Source organism: Campylobacter sp. JMF_08 NE1, assembly GCF_027737875.1.
In the GTDB taxonomy this organism is placed as follows: Bacteria; Campylobacterota; Campylobacteria; order Campylobacterales; family Campylobacteraceae; genus Campylobacter_B.
The window spans coordinates 66206-91211 of record NZ_JAOVUC010000004.1; the positions used below are offsets into that span (position 1 = coordinate 66206).

Annotated in this window: 27 protein-coding genes; 17 read left to right on the top strand and 10 right to left on the bottom strand. The window is 41.6% G+C overall.

The features are described 5' to 3' along the window. Positions 1-35 precede the first annotated feature (35 nt). The 3 genes from OFN91_RS04730 to thiC all read right to left on the bottom strand — a co-directional run bounded on the left by OFN91_RS04730 (position 36) and on the right by thiC (position 3279). Positions 36-1103, bottom strand: coding sequence for an Mrp/NBP35 family ATP-binding protein (locus tag OFN91_RS04730; RefSeq protein WP_270868932.1), 1068 nt, complete (start codon positions 1101-1103; stop codon positions 36-38). A 68-nt stretch (positions 1104-1171) separates the two neighbouring features. After that, positions 1172-1939: an SDR family NAD(P)-dependent oxidoreductase gene (locus OFN91_RS04735; RefSeq protein WP_270873457.1), complete on the bottom strand. Its 768-nt coding sequence runs from the start codon at positions 1937-1939 to the stop codon at positions 1172-1174. Continuing rightward, a complete protein-coding gene (gene thiC, locus OFN91_RS04740) occupies positions 1936-3279 on the bottom strand; it encodes a phosphomethylpyrimidine synthase ThiC (RefSeq protein ID WP_270873458.1) in 1344 nt (447 codons plus the stop codon). The genes OFN91_RS04735 and thiC overlap by 4 nt, the downstream gene beginning before the upstream one ends. 192 nt (positions 3280-3471) lie before the next feature. On the opposite strand from thiC, the gene OFN91_RS04745 reads away from it, so the two are divergent. From OFN91_RS04745 to OFN91_RS04760, 4 genes are read left to right on the top strand one after another with little or no spacing between them, the layout of a single operon-like run. Then, entirely contained in the window at positions 3472-4599 is a 1128-nt protein-coding gene (locus tag OFN91_RS04745; protein ID WP_270873459.1) for a bifunctional 2-C-methyl-D-erythritol 4-phosphate cytidylyltransferase/2-C-methyl-D-erythritol 2,4-cyclodiphosphate synthase, read from the top strand. A 2-nt stretch (positions 4600-4601) separates the two neighbouring features. Continuing rightward, positions 4602-5468: a hypothetical protein gene (locus tag OFN91_RS04750; protein WP_270873460.1), complete on the top strand. Its 867-nt coding sequence runs from the start codon at positions 4602-4604 to the stop codon at positions 5466-5468. Beyond that, positions 5446-6519 (top strand): sulfate adenylyltransferase, encoded by a 1074-nt coding sequence (locus OFN91_RS04755; RefSeq protein ID WP_270873461.1) that lies wholly within the window; start codon positions 5446-5448, stop codon positions 6517-6519. Before OFN91_RS04750 ends, OFN91_RS04755 begins: the two co-directional genes overlap by 23 nt. A 25-nt stretch (positions 6520-6544) precedes the next feature. Further along, entirely contained in the window at positions 6545-7081 is a 537-nt protein-coding gene (locus tag OFN91_RS04760; protein WP_270873462.1) for a phosphatidylglycerophosphatase A family protein, read from the top strand. On the opposite strand, the gene OFN91_RS04765 is transcribed toward OFN91_RS04760, so the two are convergent. The 3 genes from OFN91_RS04765 to OFN91_RS04775 are packed head-to-tail and all read right to left on the bottom strand — an operon-like array spanning position 7082 to position 8039. Continuing rightward, entirely contained in the window at positions 7082-7543 is a 462-nt protein-coding gene (locus OFN91_RS04765; protein WP_270865216.1) for a hypothetical protein, read from the bottom strand. After that, the gene (locus OFN91_RS04770; RefSeq protein WP_270858295.1) at positions 7540-7743 is read right to left on the bottom strand and encodes a hypothetical protein; all 204 of its coding nucleotides are present in this window, start codon (positions 7741-7743) and stop codon (positions 7540-7542) included. Before OFN91_RS04770 ends, OFN91_RS04765 begins: the two co-directional genes overlap by 4 nt. Before the next feature lie 38 nt (positions 7744-7781). Then, the gene (locus OFN91_RS04775; protein WP_270858296.1) at positions 7782-8039 is read right to left on the bottom strand and encodes a hypothetical protein; all 258 of its coding nucleotides are present in this window, start codon (positions 8037-8039) and stop codon (positions 7782-7784) included. A gap of 71 nt (positions 8040-8110) precedes the next feature. Between OFN91_RS04775 and uvrB the strand changes: the two genes are divergently transcribed. The 3 genes from uvrB to OFN91_RS04790 all read left to right on the top strand — a co-directional run bounded on the left by uvrB (position 8111) and on the right by OFN91_RS04790 (position 11192). Next, entirely contained in the window at positions 8111-10087 is a 1977-nt protein-coding gene (gene uvrB / locus OFN91_RS04780) for an excinuclease ABC subunit UvrB (RefSeq protein ID WP_270873463.1), read from the top strand. A gap of 93 nt (positions 10088-10180) precedes the next feature. Next, positions 10181-10336: a hypothetical protein gene (locus tag OFN91_RS04785; protein WP_270873464.1), complete on the top strand. Its 156-nt coding sequence runs from the start codon at positions 10181-10183 to the stop codon at positions 10334-10336. Positions 10337-10454: 118 nt separating this feature from the next. After that, entirely contained in the window at positions 10455-11192 is a 738-nt protein-coding gene (locus OFN91_RS04790; protein WP_270873465.1) for a hypothetical protein, read from the top strand. A 314-nt stretch (positions 11193-11506) separates the two neighbouring features. On the opposite strand, the gene OFN91_RS04795 is transcribed toward OFN91_RS04790, so the two are convergent. From OFN91_RS04795 to OFN91_RS04805, 3 genes are all read right to left on the bottom strand, one after another. Continuing rightward, entirely contained in the window at positions 11507-12844 is a 1338-nt protein-coding gene (locus tag OFN91_RS04795) for a PFL family protein (RefSeq protein WP_270873466.1), read from the bottom strand. A 9-nt stretch (positions 12845-12853) separates the two neighbouring features. Beyond that, positions 12854-13120, bottom strand: coding sequence for an ACT domain-containing protein (locus tag OFN91_RS04800; RefSeq protein WP_270858301.1), 267 nt, complete (start codon positions 13118-13120; stop codon positions 12854-12856). Positions 13121-13200: 80 nt separating this feature from the next. Further along, complete coding sequence (locus OFN91_RS04805) at positions 13201-14529, bottom strand: sugar transferase (RefSeq protein WP_270873467.1); 1329 nt, start codon at positions 14527-14529, stop codon at positions 13201-13203. 206 nt (positions 14530-14735) lie between these two features. On the opposite strand from OFN91_RS04805, the gene nadD reads away from it, so the two are divergent. From nadD to OFN91_RS04855, 10 genes are all read left to right on the top strand, one after another. After that, positions 14736-15290 (top strand): nicotinate (nicotinamide) nucleotide adenylyltransferase, encoded by a 555-nt coding sequence (nadD, locus tag OFN91_RS04810; protein WP_270866716.1) that lies wholly within the window; start codon positions 14736-14738, stop codon positions 15288-15290. Then, complete coding sequence (gene rsfS, locus OFN91_RS04815) at positions 15278-15613, top strand: ribosome silencing factor (protein ID WP_270859674.1); 336 nt, start codon at positions 15278-15280, stop codon at positions 15611-15613. Before nadD ends, rsfS begins: the two co-directional genes overlap by 13 nt. Beyond that, the gene (locus OFN91_RS04820) at positions 15613-16980 is read left to right on the top strand and encodes a sodium-dependent transporter (RefSeq protein ID WP_270873468.1); all 1368 of its coding nucleotides are present in this window, start codon (positions 15613-15615) and stop codon (positions 16978-16980) included. The genes rsfS and OFN91_RS04820 overlap by 1 nt, the downstream gene beginning before the upstream one ends. 6 nt (positions 16981-16986) lie before the next feature. Further along, positions 16987-17568 (top strand): LysE family translocator, encoded by a 582-nt coding sequence (locus OFN91_RS04825; protein ID WP_270865222.1) that lies wholly within the window; start codon positions 16987-16989, stop codon positions 17566-17568. Positions 17569-17582: 14 nt separating this feature from the next. Further along, entirely contained in the window at positions 17583-18854 is a 1272-nt protein-coding gene (locus OFN91_RS04830; RefSeq protein ID WP_270865223.1) for a uracil-xanthine permease family protein, read from the top strand. Between the two features lie 188 nt (positions 18855-19042). Continuing rightward, positions 19043-19543, top strand: a complete 501-nt coding sequence (nrfH, locus tag OFN91_RS04835) for a cytochrome c nitrite reductase small subunit (RefSeq protein WP_270859678.1) — start codon at positions 19043-19045, stop codon at positions 19541-19543. Positions 19544-19564: 21 nt separating this feature from the next. Further along, positions 19565-21244, top strand: coding sequence for an ammonia-forming cytochrome c nitrite reductase subunit c552 (locus OFN91_RS04840; RefSeq protein ID WP_270873469.1), 1680 nt, complete (start codon positions 19565-19567; stop codon positions 21242-21244). Positions 21245-21386: 142 nt separating this feature from the next. After that, a complete protein-coding gene (gene trpB, locus OFN91_RS04845; protein WP_270871419.1) occupies positions 21387-22568 on the top strand; it encodes a tryptophan synthase subunit beta in 1182 nt (393 codons plus the stop codon). Continuing rightward, positions 22561-23307: a tryptophan synthase subunit alpha gene (gene trpA / locus OFN91_RS04850; RefSeq protein ID WP_270859681.1), complete on the top strand. Its 747-nt coding sequence runs from the start codon at positions 22561-22563 to the stop codon at positions 23305-23307. The genes trpB and trpA overlap by 8 nt, the downstream gene beginning before the upstream one ends. Before the next feature lie 12 nt (positions 23308-23319). Continuing rightward, positions 23320-24426, top strand: coding sequence for a hypothetical protein (locus OFN91_RS04855; protein ID WP_270873470.1), 1107 nt, complete (start codon positions 23320-23322; stop codon positions 24424-24426). A gap of 109 nt (positions 24427-24535) precedes the next feature. On the opposite strand, the gene OFN91_RS04860 is transcribed toward OFN91_RS04855, so the two are convergent. After that, a complete protein-coding gene (locus tag OFN91_RS04860; RefSeq protein WP_270873471.1) occupies positions 24536-24973 on the bottom strand; it encodes a hypothetical protein in 438 nt (145 codons plus the stop codon). Between the last annotated feature and the right edge of the window lie 33 nt (positions 24974-25006).

Here is a 25006-nt window from a genome sequence, read left to right on the forward strand (position 1 = left end):
CAAAAATTCACCGTTTGGCAGGTGAAATTTGAAATTTAAGCCTGTGGTTGAATCGCTGAATTATCAGCTAAATTTTCCCTATCGACCTCTTCGATTTTTTCCCACAGCGCGCGCGCAGCCTGCTCGTAGCGTTTCGCACTCACAGATTTGGGCGCATAAAAGCTAATTGGCTTGCCATTATCGCCACCCTCGCGGATTGCGATTTCGATTGGGATTTCGCCGATGACTTTGGTATTGTAAGCACTAGCTAGCTTTTGCGCACCGCCACGGCCGAAAATATCGTATTCTTTGCCATTATCAGGGCAGATAAATCCGCTCATATTCTCAATAATTCCAGCCACTGGGATATGGAGCTTCTCAAACATATCAAGCCCCCTAGCACCGTCATCAAGTGCTACGGTTTGAGGCGTGGTTACGCACACCCCGGCTGTTACTGGCACGCTTTGGGCAAGTGTGATTTGCGCATCGCCAGTTCCAGGTGGCATATCTATGAAAAGCACATCTAAATCACTCCACGCGACATCTTTTAGTAGCTGTTCGATTGCCTTCATTATCATTGCACCACGCCACATTAGCCCCTGACCTGCTTCGATTAGCACGCCCATACTCATCATCTCGATTCCATGGCTTTCGATCGGCTTTAATCTCTGTCCGATTACGCTAGCTTGGGTGTTTTCCTCGCCTAGCATGCGTGGCATATTTGGACCATAAATATCAGCGTCTAGCACGCCTACTTTTTTGCCAAGTTTGGCTAGCGAAATCGCCAAATTTAGGGTAGTTGTGGATTTGCCCACGCCACCTTTACCGCTACTTATCATCACAAAATGTTTGATTTGTGGGGCGATATTTTTACCAGAGCGCGAATTGCTCTGCTCGGGGGCTAGTTTTGGTGTTTTGATCGAAATTTGCGCAGTTGGGATTAAATTTAAAATTTCAGCCTTAATCTGCATTGAAATTTCGCTTTTTTGGCTTGGGATTTCGATATCTATCACAGGATTTTCGCCCTCACTCACGCTTTTTACAAAGCCAAAATCAACGATAGATTTTGAAAACCCCGGATAAATCACGCCTCGAAGCGCGTTTAAAATTTCGTCTTTACTCATTTTTCCTCTTTCTTTGAAATTTGATAAAAGGCGCATTATATTTAAAAAGTTTGAAATTTTTTTTAAATTTAGCCGTTTAAAAAGCCCGTAACTTTGGCGCAAAATTTAAGCGGGAAAATGCGGGTCAAAAGGTTCGCTAGAAGCATAAACCTGCCGTCATACACTAGCGTTTTGCCACTCATCATCGCCTCAAACCCTCGCCTTGCTACGGCGCCAGCATCATCGCTTCGCGCAAAAATTTTAGCGTTTTTTACGCCGGCTCGCTCGCCAAAATTTGTAGCCACAGGACCTGGGCAAAATGCTGTAACGCTAATATTTTGTGCGCGAAGCTCTTCGCCTAGGGCTACGCTGAAATTTCGCACAAATGCCTTGCTTGCGTAATACACGCTCATTTTTGGACCAGCCGTAAGAGAGGCAGCCGAAGCGATATTTAGGATTTTTCCGCCATTTTGCTCAATCATTAAATTTGCGAAATAGTGCGTTAAATTTAGCAAACTAGCGATATTTACCTGCACCATTTCAAGCTGTTTTTTCAGATCGCTTTTAACAAATTCGCAGTGATCTCCAAAACCTGCGTTATTTATCAAAATGTCGATTTTTAGGGAATTTTCACGGACAAATTCGCAAATTTTATCCGCGCTAGTATTTTGCGATAAATCACAATCAAAAACAAAAACTCTCACGCCAAATTTAGCTTCAAGCTCGTTTTTTAGGGCGTTTAGCGCGTCAGTATTTCGCGCTGTGATAACCAAATCATATCCGTTTTCGGCACAAATCCACGCAAACTCGCGCCCCAAACCGCTACTAGCTCCCGTGATTAAGGCAGTTTTATTCATCGCTCATCTTTTGGGAAGTGTTCGCAATTTTGCTCTGCGATTTGGCGCGAAATTTTATACGCGCAAAATTTCGGCCCACACATCGAACAAAACTCCGCATTTTTAAAGCCCTCATCAGGCAAGCTCTCGTCGTGATATTCGCGCGCTCGCTCAGGATCAAGGGAGAGTTCAAACTGCTTGTTCCAGTCAAATTTATACCTAGCGTCGCTCATAGCGTGATCTCGCTCGATCGCCCCGGCTTTGCCAAGTGCGACATCTGCTGCATGAGCTGCGATTTTATGGGCGATTATGCCGTCTCTGACATCTTTTGCGTTTGGCAAACCCAAATGCTCTTTTGGCGTAACATAGCAAAGCATGCTAGCCCCGTGAAATGCTGCCATCGTCCCGCCAATCGCACTTGTGATATGATCGTACCCTGCGCCGATATCGGTCGGAAGAGGGCCTAGTATATAAAACGGAGCGTCGCCACACAGGCGCTGTTCTTCCTTCATGTTAAATTCAATCTGATTAAACGGCACATGACCAGGGCCTTCTATCATAACTTGAACATTTTTTGCATTTGCTCTAAGTGCTAGTTTGCCAAGCTCGGCAAGTTCGCTCATTTGGGCTTCATCTGTGGCATCATACAAGCAGCCTGGTCGCAAACTATCGCCAAGGGAGAGCGAAACATCATATTTGGCGCAAATGTCGCAAATAGCGTCAAAATTTTCGTAAAACGGATTTTCTTTGTGGTGTTTCATCATCCAACTAGCCATTAATGAACCGCCTCTACTTACGATTCCCATTTTGCGTTTGGCGACAAGTGGCATAAATTTAAGCAAAAATCCAGCATGAATAGTGAAATAATCAACGCCTTGCTTGGCTTGTTTTTCAATGCAATCAAGCATAATCTGTGGCGTTAGATTGTCTAAATCTTTAATGTCGTGGATAATTTGATAAATCGGCACCGTGCCAATTGGAACGGTTGAGTTTGCGATAATCGCACGGCGAATTTCGTCTAAATCCCCGCCAGTGCTTAGATCCATGACGGTGTCTGCGCCGTATTTTATCGAAAGGCGCAATTTTTCGATCTCTTCATCTATGCCGCTGCTAAGACTAGAAGAGCCGATATTTGCGTTGATTTTGCATTTTAGTGCCCTGCCAATGCCCATAGGAACTAGGTTTTTGTGGTTTATGTTGGCTGGGATTATGAGTTTTCCCTGTGCGATTTGAGAGCGGATAAATTCGGCTTCCAAACACTCTGTTTTTGCGACAGCCTCCATTTGTGGGGTGATAACACCATTTTTAGCGTAAAAAAGTTGAGTTGGGGTTGCGCAGTCTTTTAAATTTGGGGTTTGCATTTTTGACCTTTCGTGCGAAAATTTGTGAAATTTGATAGAATTTTACTACAAAAAAGCAAAATTTAAATCTTTTTTGCGTGTTTAAATTCGTAACACCGCTTGGCAAAATTTGCAAAATTTAGCCAAAATTTCACTATTTTTTAAATTTAATATGTATAATTTCGTAACATTTTTAAAATTTTAGGAAATCAAATGTCTGAAATATCACTCGTTTTACTCGCCGCTGGGGATTCTACGCGCTTTGCTAGCCCCGTAAAAAAGCAGTGGCTTCGCATAGGCGATGATCCGCTGTGGCTACATGTCGCCAAAGATCTCGCAAAAAAGGCAAATTTCGCAAAAATCATAATCGTAGCTAATCCGCAAGATTTAAAATACATGCGCTCATTTTGCGATGAATTCGAGTTTATAGCCGGTGGTGATATGCGCCAAAAATCGCTTAAAAATGCCCTTGAAATGGTGCAAAGCGAGTTTGTTTTAGTAAGCGATGTGGCGCGGGCTAGTATTTCGCAAAATCTCATAAACTCACTACTTGAAAATTTAGGCAAATTTGACTGCGTAAGCCCATATTTAGGCGTAAATGACACGGCGTATTTGGGCGAGTGCGAGATAGCGCGCGACGAAATCAAACTAATCCAAACCCCGCAACTCTCGCGCACAAATTTATTAAAAAAAGCCTTGCAAAGCGAGCAAATTTTCACAGACGATAGCCTTGCGATAAAAAGCATGGGCGGGAGCCTTGGCTTTGTAAAGGGCGAAATTTCAGCTAGAAAAATCACGCGAATTTGCGATTTAGAAAATTTTGATTTTCCTAGCGTTTGTTCGGACATTTTTTGCGGAAACGGCTTTGATGTGCATGCGCTAAAAGCTGGCTCGTTTATCACGCTTTGTGGCGTAAAAATACCTTGCGAGTATTCGCTCATCGCTCATAGCGACGGAGATGTGGCGATTCACGCGCTAATTGATGCGATATGCGGGGCAGCTGGGATTGGCGATATTGGCGAGCTTTTCCCTGATACAGACGAGGCTTACAAAGGGATTGATTCGAAAATTTTGTTACGAAAAGTAACAGATAAAATTCACCGCTATGGCTTTAAAATCGTAAATGCTGATATTACCATAATGGCGCAAAAGCCCAAACTAAGCCCATACAAAGAGCAAATGCGAAAAACATTGTGTGAAATTTTAGCCACGCGCAAGGTAAATGTCAAAGCCACCACCACCGAAAAACTAGGCTTTGTGGGCCGAAGCGAGGGCATTGCGGTGATTGCAAGTGTGAATTTAAAGTATTTTGACTGGAAAAAACTGCTTATCAAGGATTAGTTTTGAAAATCTTAATCGCCGAAAAGGAAAGCTACCTGGCAAACTCACTTAGCCTAAAACTAAGCGCGCTAAACCACCAATGCACCGTGGTTTCTACCCTGCCACTAGCCCTAAACGCTGGTGAGTTCGACGCTGTTTTGCTCTCATCATCGTGGGGAAGTGGTGATTTGCTAAGCGTGATTGCGCGCCACAAAAATGCAGTCGTGATAATGCTAGTCTCATACATCAGCAATGACACAGTTACAGCGCCCATAAATGCGGGCGCGACGGATTATATTTTAAAGCCGTTTATGATAGAAGATCTCATCAAAAAGCTCGATCACTACGCGTATTTTAAACAAATTTTGCGTGAAAAAGAGCGAAACGACGAACTCTTGCGCGCGCTAAAAGAAATTTACGACACGCCAAAAATAAACGCGCAAAAGCTCAAATTTCCGCTTTTTTTAAAGGGTTATGATGAAATTTCGCGCCTTTTATGCGCTCATCAAATCGCCCAAAATTTTGGCGTAAAAATCATAATCGCTAATGGCGAGGATTGTGAAAACTTAAAAATAAAAAACGAAATTTTATTCGTGCAAAAATTTGATAAAACATCGCCTGCCAAAAGAGCGCAAATTTTATCAAATTTTGCCGAAAAACGGCTAGTTTTGGAGGTTTGTTCTATGGAATTTAGCGAAAACTCAAATGAAATTTTACTCTCTCCATACTGCGCAAAAAACAAAATTTTAAGCCTGGAAGAGTATTTGAAATTTGCGATTTTAGCGCATCAGGGTGAGTATTTCGACTCTGAGCTCGCCTCGATTTTAGGGATTTCGCGAAAATCGCTTTGGGAAAAGAGAAAAAAATATGGTATCACGCGAAAAAAATAGCATTGAGATTTCAAAAAGCGAGCTTTGCGCCCTGCACCTTTTGAAATTTGGGGCATTTGGGGGCGAAGATAGGCTAAAAAACGGCAAAAATTTCGCCTTTGTAGCGGGGAAATTTAGAGCTGGCGCGGAAGTGAATTTGATCTGTGAAGGCGAAATTTGCGGAAAATTAAAAATTATTTCATCGCAAAAAATCACAGACGACGAAAAACAAAACTCCGTTTTTGAAAACAAACGCCCAGGAAACGAGGCGATTAAGGGCGAGCTTAGCCTAAATTCGCGTATAATTGGTGATGAGTTTGCGGAATTTTTCGCGCGAAAATCAAGCTTCAAAAACCCCAGAATTTCAGCCTTTTTCACCATGGCAGATCCCCTACACAGGGTGCATGAAAGGTTACTTCGCCTGATGATAGACAAGGCTGATTTTGTGGTGATTTTTTTGGTAGGTTCGAGCAGGACTGACGCATTTAGCGCAAATTTGCGCAAAAAAACCTTGGAGTTTTTGTGCGAAAATTTTCTTGTAGCAAAGCGGGTTTTGCTCATAGATTTAAACGATTTTAGCGCGCTAAATAACCACTCTGACCCCACGCTTGAATGCGCCATAGCGCACAATCTTGGCATAAATAAGGTCGTATTTGGGCAAAAACACAAGCATGTGGCAGGCTACTTCGACCACGGCGATATGCACTCTGTGCTGGATTTTTGCGATTACGAAAATTTCGAAATTTGGCTCATGCCAGAGTATGTGTATTGCAACAAATGTAAGGTCCTTTCCAGCGTGAAAAACTGCCCGCACGGCTCGCACCACCATGTGCATTATCACACGCGCAACCTCAAAGCCATGCTCTATGCTGGAATTTTGCCGCCTGCGCTTTTTATGCGAAAGGAGATTTCGGCGATGATTTTGGCCGAGCTTTTTCCTAATCGCTTCGCCGATTTGCAAGCCCTTTACGATGATTTGTTCCCTAACGACGGGCTTATCGAGCCTAGAAGCGAGAGTGAATTTTACGAAGAGTTAATGAGGCTGTATCAAACCAGCGCGCTAAAAACTTAAAATTTGAAATTTAAAAGGAGAAAATTTGAATAAGCTATTTGTTACATTTTTTGGAAGTGGGCTTTTGCGACCTGCGCCTGGGACTTGGGGGAGCGTGGCAGGCTGGATTGTAGGGCTTGTGATTTTGGCATTTGCAGGGGGAACGACGCTGTTTTTGTGCGCTGCTCTGGTTTTTGTAATCTCGCTAAAAATAATCGACGAATACGAAAAGCAGGTCGGCTCGCACGATAATAGTGAAATCGTAATCGACGAGGTCGTGGGCGTGTGGATCGCTATGAGCATCGGTGCTAGCGTGGGCGAGGTGTATGGGATAGATTTCGCGCAGATTATTTCTGGCTTTGAGGTTAGCGGGCTTTCGTGGCTTGCGATGATTTTATCCCTTGTGCTATTTAGGGTTTTTGATATATGGAAGCCATCTATCATAGGGCGCGCCGATCGCGATATCAAGGGCGGTCTGGGCGTAATGAGCGATGATATTTTGGCTGGATTTTTCGCTGGGCTTGGGGTTTTGATTATTTTTTCATTGATGATTAAATTTGGAATTGGAGGGCTGATTTTTTAATCAGCCTCTACCTACATTAAAGCGAGAATATTTTTTAAATGTCTCTAAATTATGGAAAGTTTTGCAAAGATTGCTTTTTTTGTTTATAGGATAAAGCTCCATAAAGTATAAATTTCCGTCGTGTTTGAGCGTGATATCTGCGCACATTTCCATATTTCCCTTTGATTTGACACCCACGCCGTATTTGATAGGCTTGCCGACTACGACTTTCGCGTTTAAATCCTCGTCGCTAAACTGGCGCACGCTCGTCATGTTTTTAAGCTCTCTAAATTCGCCCTTGGCGTCATAATCGCTTTTGATATCCTTAAAAAACCTATCCAAATCCGTCACAGCAGAAGCCGCCAATGGTCCGTCTGTAAGAGATGTGATTTTTGGCCACACAACCTTAACGCCGAAAAAAATCACAACTATGATTAAAATCAGACTACCTAGTCCGCTACCGCCTGCTCCGCCTTTACTCATCTTTTCACTCCTTCATCGATGTTTTTTGAAATAGCCTCTATTTTGCTAGAAAACATATAATTTTCATAACTCTTTTGAATATATGCCTTCAAAAGCTCGCCCACATCTACATGCAAACCATCTCTTGCGATCTCGCGCCAGTCCCGCTCAAAGCTGAGCGCAAACTCATCTTCTAGGCTGATAGAATACTCTTTACTCAAAGATTTGCTTGTAAATTTAACTGAAATTTCTCTCATTTTTAGTTGTCAAATTCATCTTTTGCAAAAATTTCATCTAGTTTTTTGCTAAGCTCCTCGTCGCTTAGTTTGCGATACTCGGCGTCCTCTTCTAGCGTGCCAAGCTGCATACTAATCGCCTCATTTTGCGCCTTGATACTAACTAGCTCTGCGCGCAATCTCGCGTTTTCTTCCCTAGCCTCGCTATATCTTCTGATAAGCTCCTCGACCTTTTGACCCAAACTCTCGACTTTTTTTTCTTCGTCAAAGATTGATTCCATATTTGTCCTTTTTTAGATATAATTTAAAGTTTTTATTCTAACCAAATTTAGCTTTAAAATAAAGGAAAAATTTGCAAAATTTTAAAATATCATCAAAATTTACCCCAAGCGACGATCAAAAAAACGCGATAGAAAAAATCGTGCAGGGTATCAAAAACGGCGAAAAATATCAAACACTGCTCGGTGTTACTGGAAGCGGAAAAACCTTCACTATGGCAAATATCATCGCAAATTTGCAAATTCCAACTCTCATAATGACACACAACAAATCCCTTGCGGCGCAACTTTATAGCGAATTTAAGGGCTTTTTCCCGCAAAATCATGTCGAGTATTTTATCAGCTATTATGATTATTATCAGCCAGAAGCCTACATTCCACGCCAAGACCTTTTTATCGAAAAAGATAGCTCCATAAATGACGAGTTAGAACGCCTTCGCCTCTCAGCCACGGCTAGTTTGCTTAGTTTTGACGATGTCATTACGATAGCTTCGGTTTCGGCAAACTACGGCTTGGGTGACCCTGCCGAATACAAAGGCATGGTGCTTCATTTAGAACTTGGTCAAAGTTTTTCTAGCAAATTTTTACTTCGCAAACTCGTCGATATGGGTTACAAACGCAATGATAATTTTTTTGATCGTGGCGATTTCCGCGCTAACGGCGATACGATCGACATTTATCCGGCGTATTTTAACGACGAAGCCATAAGGCTAGAATTTTTTGGCGACGAACTTGAAGCAATGTATCATTTCGATGTTTTGGAAAATAAAAAAACAAAAAGCGTAGCTAAATTTATCCTTTATCCCACAAGTCAGTTTATCGTCGGCGAAAACCGCCTAAAAACGGCGATTAAAGGCATTGAAGAAGAGCTTGGCGAGAGATTAAAATTTTTTGAAAATGAAAATAAACTCGTCGAAGCCCAGCGCCTAAAACAGCGGGTCGAATTTGACCTTGAAATGATGAGTGCAACGGGTATTTGCAAAGGAATCGAAAACTACGCGCGCTACTTAACGGGACAAAACGCCGGAGAAACGCCGTATTCGCTGTTTGATTACTACGAGAGCAAGGGACAAGACTACCTAGTCATCGTCGATGAAAGTCATGTTTCTTTGCCACAGTTTCGAGGTATGTTCGCAGGCGATCGAAGTCGCAAAGAAACACTCGTAGAATACGGCTTTCGCTTGCCTAGTGCGCTTGATAACCGCCCTTTGATGTTTGATGAATTTATCAGCAAAAAGGGCAAATTTTTATTCGTTTCAGCCACGCCAAATGAATACGAAGTGAATTTAAGTGGCGGAAAGGTTGTGGAGCAAATTTTGCGTCCGACGGGACTACTTGATCCTGAAATTTTAATCCAAGATAGCGACAATCAAGTCGAAATCCTGCACGACATGGCAAAAAAGGTCATAGCTAGAAATGAGCGAATTTTAGTAACCGTGCTAACAAAAAAAATGGCAGAAGAGCTTAGCAAATACTACCTTGAACTCGATATCAAGGTCAAATATATGCACTCAGACATCGACGCAATAGAGCGAAATGAGCTGATTCGTGGGCTAAGATCAGGCGAATTTGATATGTTAATCGGTATAAATTTATTGCGCGAAGGGCTAGATTTGCCCGAAGTTAGTTTGATTGCGATTTTTGATGCCGACAAAGAGGGATTTTTGCGCTCGGAAACTAGTCTTATTCAGACTATGGGACGGGCTGCTAGGAATTTAAACGGGCAGGTTGTGATGTTTTGCAAAAAAATCACCCGCTCAATGCAAAGCGCTATCGATATAACCACGACTAGACGCAAATTTCAAGATGAATACAATCGCGCTCACGGCATAACGCCGCACTCGGCAAGTCGCAACATAGAAGAAAGCCTAAAAATCGAAGATAACGCAGAAATTTTAACCAAAGCGAAAAAGTTAGAAAAAATGCCAGCCGCTGAACGAGCCAAAATCACAAAAGAGCTAAGAAAGCAAATGCTAGAAGCCGCTGCTGCGCTGGAATTCGAAAAAGCCGCTGCATTGCGTGATGAAATAGCGAAAATGAAAAAACTCTAAATTTAGGCAAAATTTGAGACCATAAAATAAACTCTGACAAATCCAAATTTAAAGCCCATAATTCTCAAACAAAAGTGATTTGTCAGAGTTAGATTGATAGTCTCCATTTTTGGTGGGCAAGGATGCCCACCCTACGATACTAGCGGTAAAAACGGCTTTGAAGCATTAAGTGAATTTGATACAAACAATGACGGAATAATAGATAGCAATGATGAAAAATTTGCAAATTTAAATTTACTAGTTGCTTGAATTTATAAATTTAAATTCAAATAATCAAATTTGAGTTTAAATTTGTGAATTCGAATAAATTCAGTATTTTTAAATACTGACCGAATTTGAATTTGCAAAAAAAACACAAAGGAATTATATGGATATTTTAATTGTTAATTTAATTGTGGCATTTGCTTGTGCGTTGTGTATAAAATACATCGCGAATTCACAGATAAACAAATTTGCGAAATTCTTTGCTTTGCTAATTTTCTTTGTTTTTGTTTTTTTTGGATTTTTTGTCTTTGTGTTTTTTCTGACTTTCTTATTTTTAGCATTAATCAAGAAAAAATACAGAGTTAAAATTCACAAAATAATAGACGAAAAAATAACTTATGAAAAAGTAGAAATTTCAAAAAATGATAAATTCTTATTTGCAAGTAAAGCCCGTTTTTTTGCTACTTTAATGGTTTTATTTTTCACTTGCGGATTTGTATTTGACGGGTTTAAGATACTTAAATTTGAATACGAGTGCAACATTAAAAAGGATTTTAAGATTGAAATCGTAAGTGATGATTATGAGATAAAAGAGAGTGATTATCATAGATGGGGAAACGCATTGCCTTTTAATTATGATAGCAATATAAGCATTGAAAGAATATATGGTAAATTAGATAGTTCAGGCGGATTATATCATAGACAAAATGTATTTTACAATAATAATTTAATTGCAAAAATATATGAATATTTTATGCCATATAATTATTTTATAGCAAAAATGTTATCTGTCGAGACAGAACAAACTGGCGAATTATGTGGTTATAGCAACGATGAAATTTTAAAAATTTTAGAAAAAAATTTAATAAACAAAAATTTTAATGAAAAAGACAAAAGATGAGTATTGTAGAGTGGGCATCATTGCTCACCAAAAAAACACTCAATTTAAATAAAACTTCTTTGCTTTGCAAAGCTTTACTCATAATGACACAAAACCAATCGTAAATTTAATCTCGCAAATCGCCACGATAGCATTGCTACCTCGCACTGACAATAGCAAGCATCGAGGCAGTGTTTTTAGCTTGCGAAATGCAATAATAAATACAAGAGTAAGGATTTTCCTTGAATTGCTTCGGCGTTGCACGCCTCGCAATGACAAATTTTGCGCCACTGCGAGAATTTGCAAATTTAAACCAAAACTAAAAATTTAAAATTTTAATTCCTAAAACTATGAATCGGCGCAGGTATTTGCCCGCCTCTGGCGATAAATTCAGCCGACGAGGCCAAATTTACACTCATCACTGGCGCGGAGCCTAGCAATCCGCCAAACTCGATCATATCGCCCTTTTGGCCTAGGGGGATAATGCGCACGGCGGTAGTTTTTTGGTTTATCACGCCGATTGCGGCCTCATCGGCTATCATCGCTGAAATCGTAGCTGCGGGCGTATCGGACGGAATCGCAATCATATCAAGCCCCACGGAGCAAATCGCCGTCATCGCCTCTAATTTTTCCAAATTTAGCGCACCGGCCTTGACCGCCTCTATCATGCCCTCGTCCTCAGAGACCGGTATAAACGCCCCAGACAGGCCTCCTACTTGATTGCACGCCATGACGCCGCCTTTTTTGACCGCGTCGTTTAAAAGCGCAAGCGCAGCCGTCGTGCCGTGCGCGCCCACACGCTCCAAGCCCATTTCTTCGAGCACTCTCGCCACAGAATCCCCCACAGCAGGCGTCGGCGCGAGCGATAAATCCACAATGCCAAATTTCACCCCCAGCCTCTCGCTAGCCATTGAGCCGACCAACTGGCCTATGCGGGTGATTTTAAAGGCGGTTTTTTTGACGGTTTCAGCGAGGATATCAAAGCTCTCTCCACGCACCTTTTCTAAGGCGCGTTTGACCACGCCAGGACCTGATACACCGACATTTATGACGACATCAGCCTCGCCTACTCCGTGAAATGCGCCCGCCATAAAAGGATTGTCCTCGACGGCGTTTGCGAAAACTACGAGCTTAGCGCAGCCAAATTTGCTTAAATTCGCGGTTTGTTTGATAATCTCGCCCATATCGCGCACAGCAGACATGTTTATGCCGGTTTTGGTCGAGCCTACATTTACGCTAGCGCAGACGCGCTCGGTTTTGGCTAGGGCGCGCGGGATTGAGCTGATTAGGATTTCATCGCCCTTTTGGTAGCCTTTTTGCACAAGTGCGCTAAATCCGCCGATGAAATTCACACCCACAGCGTGCGCGGCTTCATCTAGCGTGCGCGCAAAAATCGTGTAATCCTGTAAATCCGTGGCCGCACCGATGAGCGAAATCGGCGTTACACAGATGCGTTTATTGACGATTGGGATACCAAGCTCGGCTGAAATTTCATCGCCAACAGCTACCAAATTTTCGGCTTTTTTTGTGATTTTGGCGTAAATTTTCTCGCAGGCTTTCTCGGGGTTTGCGTCGATACAATCAAGAAGCGAAATGCCCATTGTAATGGTGCGGATATCGAAATTTTGCTCCTCGATCATTGAGATTGTTTCGGTTACTTGCTTGATATTCATTTGTGCGCCTTAGATATTGTGCATGGCGTCAAAAATCGCCGAACTTTGGATATTGATTTTGACATTTAGGCTAGCTCCGAACTCTTCAAGCTCGCTACGAAGGGCCGTGAAGTCCTTTTTATCATCGCTACTGACCACAGCCATCATTGTGAAAAACTCGTCTAAAACGGTCTGCGTGATATCGTCGATATTAAGCCCAAGCGCGGCTAGCTTGGTAGCTACGCCAGCTACGATGCCGACTTTGTCCTTGCCGACTACTGTTACGATTGCTTTCATGTGTGTCCTTATAAAATGTGAAATTTAAAGGGGGATTATAGCAAATTTGGGGGAAATTTGGAATTTTAAAATTCCAAATTTTAGCTTGCACTTTCTCGCATTAAAACAAGCTTAATTGTCTTTAAAATAATGACGAAATCCATATAAAGCGTCCAGTTTTTGACATACCAGATATTCATTTTCACCCTATCGCCAAACTCCGATTTTTCGCGGTCATTGATCTGTGCTAATCCTGTTACGCCAGGGCGAACTTGCAACACAATATCCCTTTCATATCTCGTCGCATCGCCCATTTCAAACTCTTTTTCTAGCACCGGTCTAGGCCCTACGATACTCATATCGCCTTTTAGGACATTTATGAGTTGCGGAAGCTCATCGATAGAGGTTTTGCGTAAAAAATTTCCAAGCTTTGTTATGCGAATATCATTTTCGTATTTGTGATATTTTTGATAATACTCGATTTCTTGCGGATTTTCCTCTAAATATTTTTTAAACATTTCATCGCAGTTTTCTCTCATCGAGCGAAATTTCAAACAACCAAAAGTCTTGCCGTATCTGCCCATTCTAGGGTGAGAGAAAAAAATGCTACCATGCGGCTCATTTATTTTCATAGCTATTATTACGACAGCGAAAATCGGCACAAGCAAAGGCATAGCACACATTATCATCGCGATATCAACAAAGCGTTTAAAAAACCTATTCATCGGTTTTAAGAGCGAATTTTCTAGCAAAAATAAATTCGTGCGAGAGTTAAAAAGGCTGAAAATTTCCCCGCCAGCGAAATCATATCCTTGCAAAGCGGGAGTAAAAATCACCTCGCGGTTTTTAATGACATTTTCTTCGACCAACCTGTTTAGCTCGTCAATACTCTTTAAATTTTTATTTGCGATAAAAACGGTCTCGTAGTCATCGCCACGGGTAAATTTATAGCCCAAATAGTGGTTTTTAAAGATTTCACGGCGGAATTCTTTATCGCCATTGATAACCCTAGCGTTTTTTTGCCAAATTCCCACACGGTAAAGGTATTTTTTAAGAAAAAATTTACACATCGGTATCAAAACCGCGCACAGCCCAAACGCCAAAAATATCACAAATCGCGAGTGCGAGACATTTTTGTTAATCGCAAGCAAGAAAAAAATCATCACCAGCGAAAACAGACACGACGAAAAAATTATATAACTTTCATGCCAAAAATCATAGCGTTTGGTGTAAATTTTACGATACGCTAATGTGCCGATAATCAAAACATATATAAAAAATGAACCAAGATAGGTGGTATAATGCTGATGAGTGTTACCAGCAAAATCGAATTCTATGAAATTTCTCACGCTCACAGCAATGAAAAATGATATCAAAATACACAAAACATCAGCCATTAAAAGTATAGCCATAGCATAAAATTTTTTCATAATTAAATTTTCCAAAAATAAATTTGCGACATTGTAGCCAAATTTTAGTTTAATTTCGATAAAATTAGAACTTTTTAAGATTTTTAAAATATTCGTATTGATTAATGTAATACACACTGGCTTGGCGCAAGTTTGATAGCAATGAAAAAATCGAAAATTTTCGCTATAATCGCGCCAAATTTTAAGGCAAAATTTTAAGGATAATAGTGAAAATCGCACTTTTTGGCGGGAGTTTTGATCCGCCTCATGCCGGACACGACGCGATAGTAAAAGAGGCTCTAAGCGCAAATTTGGCCGATTTGCTAGTGATTATGCCGACTTTTATAAATCCGTTTAAGTCCGAATTCACAGCCCCTCCGAGCCTACGCCTAAAATGGTGTCAAAGCCTTTGGGGTGAGCGCGAAAATATCCTTATTAGCGATTATGAAATCTCGCAAAACCGCAAGGTTGCGACTATTGAAAGCGTGAAATTTTTAAAGCAAAAATTTAACCCTAGCCAAATTTACCTCATCATCGGCGCAGACAATCTCGCCGAGCTTGAAAAATGGCAAAATTTCGAGCAATTGCGAGATTTGGTTTGCTTCGTGATCGCCACCAGAGAGGGCGCTAGTATCCCCACAAAATGGGCGAATTTGCCAAAAATTAATATTAATGTTAAAATCTCTTCCTCATCTTTTCGCGCCAGCTTAAAAGGCGAAATTCCAGCGCAAATCAAAGATGAAGTAATAAATTTTTATAAAGGAAAAAAATGCAAGAAGTAAGACAAAGAGCCGAAAAAATCGCTCATATCCTAAGCGAAAAAAAGGCCGAAAATCCCCAAATCATCGACATGAGCGAGAAAGAATACATAGCTAAATTTGTAGTCATCGCCACGACCTTTACTGGTCGTCACGCATACTCGCTGATTGAAGAGATGAAAACCACTCTCAAACCAGCTGGCGAGGAATTTTTGGCGATTGAAGAAGGCGATGATTGGAGCGTGGTTGATTTGGGCGATATAATCGTGCATCTTATGAGCGATACATACCGCGCCAAATACGATATCGAGGACTTTTTAGCAAAACTTAAAAAAGAAGAGTTCTAATGGAGCGTCAAACTTGGAGTAACAAACTCACCTATATCCTAACCGTCGCAGGCGCAACAATCGGCTTTGGCTGCACCTGGCGTTTCCCGTATTTAGTCGGCGAAAACGGCGGTGGGGCGTATGTTTTTGTATTTTGCGTAGCGATGATTGCGCTTGGAATTCCAATGATTTTGGTCGAAAATGTCATCGGACGCAGGGCGCTAAGAAATTCAGTCGATGCCTTTGGTGTGCCAAAACTTAATGGCGAGAAAATCTCGCAAAAATGGAAAATCGTAGGCATTATGGGGCTGATTGGCGCGTTTGGAATTTTGGCTTATTATATGGTGCTTGGCGGCTGGGTTCTGACATACATTATCAACATAATCAATGGAAATTTCAATCTCTCCGCCCCGATAACAGACCCAAAATTTACGGAAAATTTCTACAACGCAAATATCGAAAACAACCCGCTTTGGATCGGAATTTACACATTTATTTTTGTAGCGATTAACTGGTATATCCTAAAAAAGGGCATAATAGATGGAATCGAAAAATTTGTCAAATTTCTCATGCCGGCACTTTTTTTGTGTTTTATCGCGGTTATTGTTACGAATTTGACCCTGCCTAGCGCGACAGCGGGCGTGGGATTTTACCTTAGCATTGATTTTGCCAAAATCACGCCAAAACTTCTAATCGATGTGCTAGGACAGGTATTTTTCGCCCTATCTTTGGGATTTGGCGTTATGATTACACTTTCTAGCTTTTTGGATAAGGAAGAAAATTTAATCCAAACCGCCACACTCACAGCCGTGATAAACACGATAATTGCGGTACTTGCGGGATTTATGATTTTTCCTGCGCTCTTTTCTGTGGGTTTAGAGCCTACAAAGGGCACGAGGCTAGTGTTCGAATCCCTACCTATCGCGTTTTCGTATATGCCATTTGGCAATCTAATCGGCGTCGTGTTTTTGTCGATACTGCTCATCGCAGCACTTACCACATCGCTTACGATTTATCAGGTTTTGATAAATTATGTCGAGGAAAAATTTAACCTCACCACCATAAAATCCACAAATATCGTGCTTTTAGCTATTTTTGTGCTAGGAAATATCCCTTGCATACTTTCAAGCAATATCTTGGGCGATGTGCAAATTCTCTCTCGCTCGATATTTGACGCGTTTGACTTCGTGAGTGCAAATATTTTCTTTGTCCTAACAGCCTTGATGTGTAGCCTTTATGTAGGCTGGGTGCTAGGCGATGACGCCGTGCATGAGCTCACGAACGGCGGAAAACAAGGCGCAGGTTTAGCCAAAATTTGGCTAGTGTATGTGCGCTTCGTGCTACCACTAATCATAGCGGTCGTCTTTGTGTATGGAATTTTTGGATAGAAATTTATGATTTTATTTTTTCTTACAATGTTTCCGATTTCGCTAATGCCGGGCATTAATATGATTTATGCGCTAAATTTAGGCATGTCGCATGGATACGCACGCTCGCTTCCTGCACTGATTGCGCAAACTATCGGCATTGCGCTCGTTTCACTTGCTTGCATTTTAGGCATTGCTGGGCTTTTTATAACGCACCCAAGCGCACTTTTTGTAATCAAGGTTTTGGGCGGAATTTACATTTTATACCTTGGAATTTCGCTTTTTAGAAGCAACGGAAAATTCGAAGAAAAAGAGCAAAAAATAGAGAAAAATTTATTCGCGCAAGGCTTTGTGATTTCTACGACAAATCCCAAAGCGTGGATATTTTTCGCCGCGATTTATCCTAAATTTATCGACACTAACCAAATTTTGGGTTATTATAATTTCGGCTTAATCGGCGTAATGTGTCTAAGCGAGATTATCGCTCTTAGCGTGTATTCGCTTGGCGGAACGATTTTGAAAAATTTGCTTAAAACACATTTGCGATATTTAGAGATTTTTTGCGCGATTTTAATGTGCGTAATCGGAATTTTGATGATTTTTAGATGATTTAAGGAGGGAAAATGGCAGAGAGGTATGAAGGATATAATTTTAGGCTAAAAGATTCGCTTTTAGGCGTGCAATTTTTATTCGTAGCATTTGGCGCGCTAGTTCTTGTGCCGATTTTGACGGGGCTTGATACCAATGTCGCGCTATTTACGGCTGGTATTGGAACGCTTGTTTTTCAGCTTTGCACGAGAAAGCAGGTCGTGCCGATATTTTTGGCTAGTTCGTTTGCATTTATCACGCCGATAACTTTCAGCGTATCGCAATGGGGTGTGAGTGCGACAATGGGCGGATTAATGGCGGCAGGTTTGCTCTATGTCGCACTTAGCTTTGTGGTTAGATACAAGGGCGACGGCTTCATACACAAGCTCTTACCCCCAGTCGTCGTGGGTCCTGTCATCATCGCAATCGGCCTAATCCTAAGCCCGACAGCTGTGAATATGGCTATGGCAAAGGATATCGACGCAATCCCGCAAACTACCGCGCTTATCATCGCTTTTATCTCGCTAATCGCCACGATAATCGCCATAATGTTTGGCAAGGGTATCATCAGGCTAATACCGATTTTATCTGGTATTTTTGTAGGATACATCGCCTCGCTATGCTTCGGGGTCGTGGATTTCTCGCCAATTGAAAACGCGAAGTGGTTTTCCGTGCCAAATTTCAGCGCACCAAGCTTTAATCTAAACGCGATTTTATACATGCTTCCAATCGCCATAGCCCCTACAATCGAGCATATCGGCGATATTTTAACCATTAGCAATGTAACAAAGGAAAATTTCTTAAAAAACCCAGGACTTAAAAGCACACTTTTGGGCGATGGTTTAGCGACCACGGCAGCTGCGTGTTTTGGTGGTCCGCCAAACACCACTTATAGCGAAGTTACAGGCGCTGTGCGCTTAACCAAAGCCTTCAACCCAGCCATTATGACATGGACAGCCATAACTGCGATTTTGCTTGCATTTGTGGGCAAGCTAGGGGCATTTATCGCCACAATCCCAGTGCCTGTCATCGGCGGAATTATGATTTTGCTCTTTGGAATCATCGCTTCTGTGGGCATGGAATCTCTCATCAAAGCCAAAGTTGATCTGTCAAATCCGCGAAACATGGTCATAATCTCGCTAATCTTGGTCGTTTCAATCGGCGGGTTGGTGCTGGATTTTGGTTTTGCTAAATTTAGCGGAATTGGCCTTGGAGCAATCGTGGGCGTAGTTTTAAATTTAGTTCTACCAAAGGTCGATAAAATCGAAGAAATGGACTTCGAGCAATTAGAAAGCGACGAAGAATAAACTCAAAATTTAAAGATAAATTTGCAAAAATTTATCTTTAAATTCCTACTAAAATTCCAAATAAAACAAATTTTGTAATAAATTATAAATATGTAACATTTTAAGCAAATTTATTGATTTAAATCAACAAATTTTTACTAAATCGTGCTAAAATATCAACTTAACAAATTTTAAATGAAAGGAGTGCTTTGATTACTAACAAATCATCACAGAAAAAGCCTTTTTCTGTAGCCGGCCTCATTCTTTCAGCCTTGATAGGCTTAGTGTTTGGCTTCGGTGTTTTTACATTTGTCTATGCAGACGGCCTAGTGCATCTTAGCAAAGATCCAATCGCCTGTAAAAAATGCCATGTCATGAACCAAGTCTATGAGAGCTGGGAAAAAGGTGGTCACCAGCATGTCGCTACTTGTGGTGATTGCCACTTGCCACACGACTTTGTCGGCAAATGGCTAATGAAAGCAGAAAGCGGTCTTCACCATGGCTATGCTTTTACTTTCAAGGACAACCCGGTAGCTTTTTCAGCTAGCCCTAAGAGCAAAGCAATCGTGCAACAAAACTGCATCGAGTGCCATAAAGAGTATGCTGAACCAGCGATTCACGCTAAACAAGCAGGTGGCTCAGATGTCCAAAACGAAGCCCTTAGTTGCGTATCTTGTCATAGACAAGCCGGACACGCCCATAATTATTAAAATTTAAATAGGAGTACCATAATGAAAAAACTTTTTGCTACCGTTTTTGTCATCGCGGCACTTGCAGGTGCTGGCGTCCTTGCGCTTTTCGCTGACATTAACAGTAAAAAAAATGAGGATAGAGAATATCCACTAATGCTTACTAAGAACGACGATACTGTTCCAAATATCCAAGAGTGGGGTAAAAATTTCCCAAGCCATCTTGATATGACTTTGAAAATGAAAGACATAAATTTCGAGACTGATTGGGCTGGTTCATTACCATACTCAAAACTTCGCCGCTTCCCAGCTGCTAGCGTATTTTGGAAGGGCTATGCGTTTGCGGTAGATTACAATCGCCCAAGACTTCACTACTATTCACAAATAGATCAAATGGAGACTAAACGCAACAACAAAGAGTATCTAAATTCTCACGGATTGCCTAAATTTAACGGCCAACCAGGATATTGTATGAACTGCCACAGCGGTCATATCATGGCTATGATGAGCGATCCTGATTACAAAGAATTACACGATCCAGCTACTCGCCCAGAGTCATTTAACCAACCAATGGGTTATTTCGACAATGACAAAGAAAATGGCGTATTCAAAAAAGAAGCATGGACAAAAATGAACTCTATCCCATACTTCGATGTTGTTAAAATGATCACTAAAAAACACGGCGAAGATCCTCACGGCGGCGCTCAACTAGGTTCAGCCTGTGCAGACTGCCACCACCCAGATGATATGAGTTTGCGCGTAACTCGCCCAGGATTTGTAAATGCAATGGTTGAGCGTGGCTATGAAGCAGATCCTAAATCAGGTATCAAAGCTACAAGAGTAGAGATGAGAAACTATGTTTGTATGCAATGCCATGTCGAATACTATCCAGGCATGAACTCTACACTAGTTTTCCCATGGGCTAAATGGAAAAAAGACGAACCTTTCAAAATCGAGAATTTCGATGAATACTACGATGAGAAAGCTGCAAATGGTCAGTTCAAATTCGACTACAAACACAAACTAACTGACGCTCCAATTGTCAAAATGCAACACCCAGAAGCGGAGCTATACTCTACAAGTATCCACGCTAGAAGCGGTGTAACATGCGTTGATTGCCACATGCCATACAAACGCGAAGGTGCTAAGAAAATCACAAATCACACTATCCAAACACCTTATGCTGACATCACTGGTGCTTGCAAAACTTGCCACATGCAAAGTGAGCAAGAGCTAAAAGATAGAATTTCATTTATCCAAAATCGCTATGCGTTCGAGCTTAGAAAATGCGAAAACAACCTAATGGCATTTATCCAAGATGTCGTTACAGCACGCGAAGAGCTAGCTAAACACGAGCAATTCTCAGGCCTTGATGCTGACGCTCAAAAAGCAGCTATCAGCGAGGCACTAAAAGATGTTCTAGCTTACCACAGAAAAGCTCACATCCGCTGGGACTTCGGATTTAGCGAGAACAGCTACGGATTCCACGCTCCACAAGAAGCAAGCAGAATCGTAGGCCAATGCCAAACTATCGCAAGAGAGGGTCAAGCAGCACTTGTTAATGCCCTAGCTCCATACGGTATCACAATCGCTCTACGCCAAAACGCAGACGAGATCCCTGAGCCAGAGGTTATCACATCTCACAACTACCCAACAGCGATTGATCCTTCTGATAGACTCAAAAAACTTGACGAGGATATCAAAAATATGAATTTTAAATAATCTTTGATTGATTGAAATTCAGCTGCCCCGAGCAATCGGGGCATTTTTTTTTGCCCTAAAATTTTAAAATTTAACCTTCACAAAAGCACTATTTAACGCTAAATTTTGTATAATCGCCAAATTTTATTTTTGAAGGACGCTTATGAACGCAAAGGCATATTTTGGCGCATTTGGAGGGCAGTTTGTCCCAGAAACTGCGATGTTTGCGCTAGAAGAGTTAGAGGAAGCTTACGATAAAATTTCAAAAACCAAAGAATTTCAAGACGAGCTGGCAGATTTGCTGAAAAACTACGCCGGTCGCCCTAGCCCGCTTTACCACGCTACGCGCCTTAGCGAGCATTACGGGCATGAGATTTATCTCAAACGCGAGGATCTAAACCACACTGGCGCGCACAAAATAAACAACGCCCTAGCCCAAGCATTGCTCGCCAAAAAAATGGGCAAAAAAAAGGTCATAGCAGAAACCGGCGCAGGTCAGCACGGCGTGGCGACTGCGACAGCTGCGGCACTTTTGGGCTTGGAGTGCGATGTGTATATGGGCGAAACAGATGCCGCTAGACAGCAGTTAAACGCATTTCGTATGAAGCTACTTGGCGCAAATTTAGTCACCATTTCTGACGGATTAAAAACGCTCAAAGAGGCCACCACAGCGGCAATTCAAGCATGGGTAAATGAGATTGAAAGCGTGTTTTATGTCATCGGCTCGGCTGTGGGACCGCACCCATACCCTGCTATGGTGCGCGATTTCCAGCGCATTATCGGCGACGAAGCCAAAGCACAAGCCACAGAACTTGGCATAAAGCCTGATTTCGTCATCGCCTGCGTGGGTGGCGGAAGCAACGCGATTGGAATTTTCACTGCGTTTTTAGACGATGAGAGCGTAAATTTAATCGGTGTCGAAGCAGCTGGTCTTGGCGTAGATACACCTTATCACGCAGCGACTATCACAAAGGGCAAACCCGGCATAATCCATGGCATGAAAACTATCGTTTTACAAAACAAATACGGCATGATTGACCCGGTTCATAGCATTTCAGCAGGGCTTGATTATCCGGGTGTGGGCCCACAGCACGCGCATTTACACGATATCGCTCGCGCCAAATACGCCGCCGTCACAGACGATGAGTGCATAAACGCGCTTAAACTTTGCTCGCGTTTAGAGGGCATTATCCCTGCGATTGAGAGCTCGCACGCCCTAGCCTATCTCGAAAAACTCTGCCCAAATTTGAAAGAGAAAAAAACCATAATCGTAAATGTCAGCGGACGCGGTGATAAGGATATGAACACCGTAATGAATTATCAAAAAGGAACAATCTATGGATAAGATAGCAAGCGCATTTAAGGGCAAAAAGCCAAATATCGGCTACATCGTCGCAGGATACCCAAGCGTGGCGCACACGAAGGAATTTTTATCAAATTTAGACGCTGGCGCGCTTGATTTGCTAGAAATCGGCATACCATACTCAGACCCAATCGCCGATGGCAAAGATATTTTTAACGCTAGTTTTAGCGCCGTGCAAAATGGCGTTACCACCGACACGGTGTTTGAAATTTTAGGCGAAGTAAAGACGCAAAAACCGCTAGTTTTTTTGGTGTATTACAACCTGATTTTCGCTTACGGCGTGGAAAAATTCATCGAAAAATCCGCGCAGTGCGGGATTAGCGGATTTATAATCCCTGATTTGCCATTTGAGGAAAACGAGGAAGTATTCGCTCTGTGCCAAAAATTTAACCTAGCCCTAATCCCGCTAATTAGCGTTACTAGTGAGCATAGAGCCACGCGCCTTTTAAGCAGGGCGAGCGGATTTATCTACGGCGTAGGCGCGATTGGCGTAACCGGCACGAAGCAAACTCCGCTAGATAGGCTAAAAAACATGGTCGCCGACCTGCATAAAATGAGCGATTTGCCAGTGGCTATTGGCTTTGGAATTCGCACCAAAGAAAATGTTTCAGAAATCAAATCCTTTGCCGACGGCGCGATAATCGGCACTGCGATTGTGAATTTGTGCGCGAAATTTAGCGGAGCCGAGCTACAAAAACAAATCGCAAATTTATTTGAATAAAGAAAGAAAAAAATGAGAAAACTAATTTTAATCTTACTTGCAAATTTCGCCCTCGGGGCAAATTTATTACAATACGAAATTTTCAACAACGACGATAGCGTCGATATTGTGCTCTCTTTCGACTCGTCGTATGAGCCAGATATCACGCGCACGATCGACGGGCAGTCTATGAGCCTAGTGCTAAAAAATCTAGGCAGCGAAGAGAAATACAACGAAATGCGCACCAACCAAAAGGTTTTGCGCGGATTTACTATCGCGCCTAAGGGCAACAATGTCGAAATCAACTTCCCCACAGGGGCGAATTTAATCGCAAATGCGATTTCGCAAGACGCGAAATTAAAGCTCTCGATCAATATCAAAAACCCAAATTTTGACCAAAGCCAAATGAGCGTTTCGCCTAGCCAAACCGAAACCGAGCAAGAAAAACCTAGCTCAAATTCTGGCCTTGGCTGGATACTGCCTAGCATTGTCATTTTGCTACTAATCGGCGCAGTAATGGTGCTCGTGCGCAAATTTAAGGGATTTAAAGGGCGCAAAAGCATAGATGATACTTGGGAGCAGTTCAACTCATCTGTGCTAGAACGCCAAAATAGCGATGAAAGCGAGGATACAGGCGCGCAAGGTGGTGAGCGCAACTATGAAGCGCGGGCAAATTTCGACGATGAAATCAGCGACGAAGTAGCGCAAAACATATCCTTCACCCAAGAGAGCGAAAAATCGTGGCAAGAACTAGCCCAAAGCGACGAAATAGAGGAAGCAGTAGCGGAGGAATACGAACCGCGTGGCGATGAAATGAAAGAGAAATTCGAAGATGAATTTGAAGAAGAATTTGAGGAAGTCCCGCAAAACAGCGCTTCTCAAAACACTGCCCCGAAAAACACTGCGCCGCAAAGCTCATTTAGCTCAGAATTAAAAGAGCGTTTGGAGGCTAAAAGCGATAAAATTTCAGCCTTTGAAAGCGTTTTGCGAAATGAAATCAAAGAGAGTGTGAGCGCAAGCCCTAGCGATATCGGCGTCGAGTTTGTCAAAGAAATCGACGAAAGTAGCACCGCTGTGGTATTGAAATTTGCTGGCAAAAAACACCTTGTCGTGCTAAAAAACTCAAATATCATCGAATAATTCTAAATTCTAGGCGAAATTTAGCCAAATTTCGCCTTTTTTATCTTTTGTATCGTAAAAATTATATATTTTTTGCATTTTTTACAACGCACAAATTTTTTCAATAATTTTATTTATTTAAATTTGCCATTTTTTTATATATCGAAAATTCAAAAAATAAATTGGTATAAATTAAAATAATCACATAAATATGTATGAAAGAAAATAAAATGTAAAATAAAAAAGTAATTGGTTTTAGGCTATTCATTATAAATTCTATACCTGAAAAAATAGCTACAAAAGCAAAATGAAAATTTGGGACAAATATAAACAAAATCGCAAAAATGCTGACCAAAAAATAACCATTATCACTCAATTTGTAAAAAACATAATAGGTTTTGTATATAAAAATACCGCCAAATAGGTAACCTAAAAAAATAATAATATTAATCAGCAAGCTATCATCAGATACAAGATTGCGAAAATGCAAACAACTCGCCAACATAATAATCAAAACTCCAATCAAATATAAAATCCAAGAATTTTTGTTTTTTGCAGTTTTTGACATTATGTAAAATTGCTTTATTTTGATTAAAAGCAC

Bases quoted from the DNA above. Each gene is read 5' to 3' on its own strand.
- OFN91_RS04840 (WP_270873469.1), top strand. From the start codon at position 19,565: ATGAAAAAACTTTTTGCTACCGTTTTTGTCATCGCGGCACTTGCAGGT.
- OFN91_RS04735 (WP_270873457.1), bottom strand. From the start codon at position 1,939: ATGAATAAAACTGCCTTAATCACGGGAGCTAGTAGCGGTTTGGGGCGC.
- trpB (WP_270871419.1), top strand. From the start codon at position 21,387: ATGAACGCAAAGGCATATTTTGGCGCATTTGGAGGGCAGTTTGTCCCA.
- OFN91_RS04730 (WP_270868932.1), bottom strand. From the start codon at position 1,103: ATGAGTAAAGACGAAATTTTAAACGCGCTTCGAGGCGTGATTTATCCG.
- OFN91_RS04790 (WP_270873465.1), top strand. From the start codon at position 10,455: ATGGATATTTTAATTGTTAATTTAATTGTGGCATTTGCTTGTGCGTTG.
- OFN91_RS04745 (WP_270873459.1), top strand. From the start codon at position 3,472: ATGTCTGAAATATCACTCGTTTTACTCGCCGCTGGGGATTCTACGCGC.
- OFN91_RS04765 (WP_270865216.1), bottom strand. From the start codon at position 7,543: ATGAGTAAAGGCGGAGCAGGCGGTAGCGGACTAGGTAGTCTGATTTTA.
- thiC (WP_270873458.1), bottom strand. From the start codon at position 3,279: ATGCAAACCCCAAATTTAAAAGACTGCGCAACCCCAACTCAACTTTTT.
- OFN91_RS04825 (WP_270865222.1), top strand. From the start codon at position 16,987: ATGATTTTATTTTTTCTTACAATGTTTCCGATTTCGCTAATGCCGGGC.
- OFN91_RS04775 (WP_270858296.1), bottom strand. From the start codon at position 8,039: ATGGAATCAATCTTTGACGAAGAAAAAAAAGTCGAGAGTTTGGGTCAA.
- rsfS (WP_270859674.1), top strand. From the start codon at position 15,278: ATGCAAGAAGTAAGACAAAGAGCCGAAAAAATCGCTCATATCCTAAGC.
- OFN91_RS04830 (WP_270865223.1), top strand. From the start codon at position 17,583: ATGGCAGAGAGGTATGAAGGATATAATTTTAGGCTAAAAGATTCGCTT.
- OFN91_RS04820 (WP_270873468.1), top strand. From the start codon at position 15,613: ATGGAGCGTCAAACTTGGAGTAACAAACTCACCTATATCCTAACCGTC.
- OFN91_RS04800 (WP_270858301.1), bottom strand. From the start codon at position 13,120: ATGAAAGCAATCGTAACAGTAGTCGGCAAGGACAAAGTCGGCATCGTA.
- OFN91_RS04855 (WP_270873470.1), top strand. From the start codon at position 23,320: ATGAGAAAACTAATTTTAATCTTACTTGCAAATTTCGCCCTCGGGGCA.
- OFN91_RS04805 (WP_270873467.1), bottom strand. From the start codon at position 14,529: ATGAAAAAATTTTATGCTATGGCTATACTTTTAATGGCTGATGTTTTG.
- OFN91_RS04860 (WP_270873471.1), bottom strand. From the start codon at position 24,973: ATGTCAAAAACTGCAAAAAACAAAAATTCTTGGATTTTATATTTGATT.
- trpA (WP_270859681.1), top strand. From the start codon at position 22,561: ATGGATAAGATAGCAAGCGCATTTAAGGGCAAAAAGCCAAATATCGGC.
- OFN91_RS04795 (WP_270873466.1), bottom strand. From the start codon at position 12,844: ATGAATATCAAGCAAGTAACCGAAACAATCTCAATGATCGAGGAGCAA.
- OFN91_RS04755 (WP_270873461.1), top strand. From the start codon at position 5,446: ATGGTATCACGCGAAAAAAATAGCATTGAGATTTCAAAAAGCGAGCTT.